The sequence below is a fragment of the Endozoicomonas sp. ONNA1 genome, from assembly GCF_024606325.1.
Classification (GTDB): domain Bacteria; phylum Pseudomonadota; class Gammaproteobacteria; order Pseudomonadales; family Endozoicomonadaceae; genus Endozoicomonas_A.
This window is the reverse complement of sequence record NZ_JAHHPN010000354.1, coordinates 1-1,018: the sequence shown is the minus strand read 5'-3', so window position 1 is coordinate 1,018 and position 1,018 is coordinate 1. Positions and strand designations below refer to the sequence as shown.

The window sequence follows — 1,018 nt, the reverse complement described above, 5'->3', positions numbered from 1 at the left end:
GTTCATCAGTTAGTATTAAAAAATATTGATGATACTAATGCGGGTTGCTACCGACACGAAAATGTAATTATTGCGGGTGCTCAACACATACCGCCTGAGCATCTGCACGTGCAGCCATTGATGACAGAACTGATCGATTGCTATCAAAATCAGGCATGTCACCCTGTGGAGAGGGCAGCGAGACTGCATGTTGATTTTGTAGGAATTCATCCTTTTGTCGATGGGAATGGTCGGACAGCTCGCCTGCTTATGAACTTCGACTTATTGAGCAGTGGTTACTTACCCGTCATTATTGAGGCGGAGAATCGTCTTGTCTATTATGAGGCTTTGGATAAAGCCCATACAGGTAAGTGCTATCAAGATTACATAACAATGGTTGTTGAAGCAGAAGAGCAAGCCTTAAAGCGTTATCTCAGTATTGTTCGTTAAATTTATCAAAACCGAAGCTGTCGGGCATAATGATAGGGAGAACTATTTTGACGCAGAGGTGTGATCTTCTCCGGGAATGTTGTTATGCCTTCTTACCCCTTAGTTAGAATTAGCTTCAATGAATTTATATTTTTACGGTCTAAATAGATATATAAATTCAGGGGCTGATATTTTATGAATTCAAGTATCAATCAAATAGCTCAAATTCAAAGAGCTGAATCAGGAGTGTTTTTTTCAATAACCGAAAAAGAAGTAGGCGTTTCTGCTTCCTGTCCTTCAGACTTAAATAGCTTATTTAATGAAAAGCTGCATGATGGAAAGTTATTGGCAAAAATGCTTGTCAATTCTATAGACGATGAAGGCTTTTCGAGATTAGATCGGGAGCTTGTTCAGCTTACTTCCCGTGATAAAGTTGTGAGGTGTGCTGCAACCTCACTTTTGGCCCCCTGCCCAAAGCAGAAGCTATATCGAAATATTGGCTTTCTCGTTGATGCAGAGAAAACGAAAATTCATGTCATCGCCGACAGTGATGTCGGTTCAATGCCTGTTGATAGTCAAGGTTATTGGTTGTTATGGGATAAAACAAAAC

2 protein-coding genes are annotated in these 1,018 nt (G+C 40.2%); both read left to right on the top strand.

The window, feature by feature from the left end:
• Positions 1-429 (top strand): Fic family protein (locus KDK19_RS07990; RefSeq protein WP_257291702.1); only part of this gene is annotated, 429 nt, incomplete at its 5' end.
• A gap of 174 nt (positions 430-603) precedes the next feature.
• The coding region (locus KDK19_RS07985) for a hypothetical protein (protein WP_257291701.1) at positions 604-1,018 on the top strand (415 nt) is incomplete at its 3' end.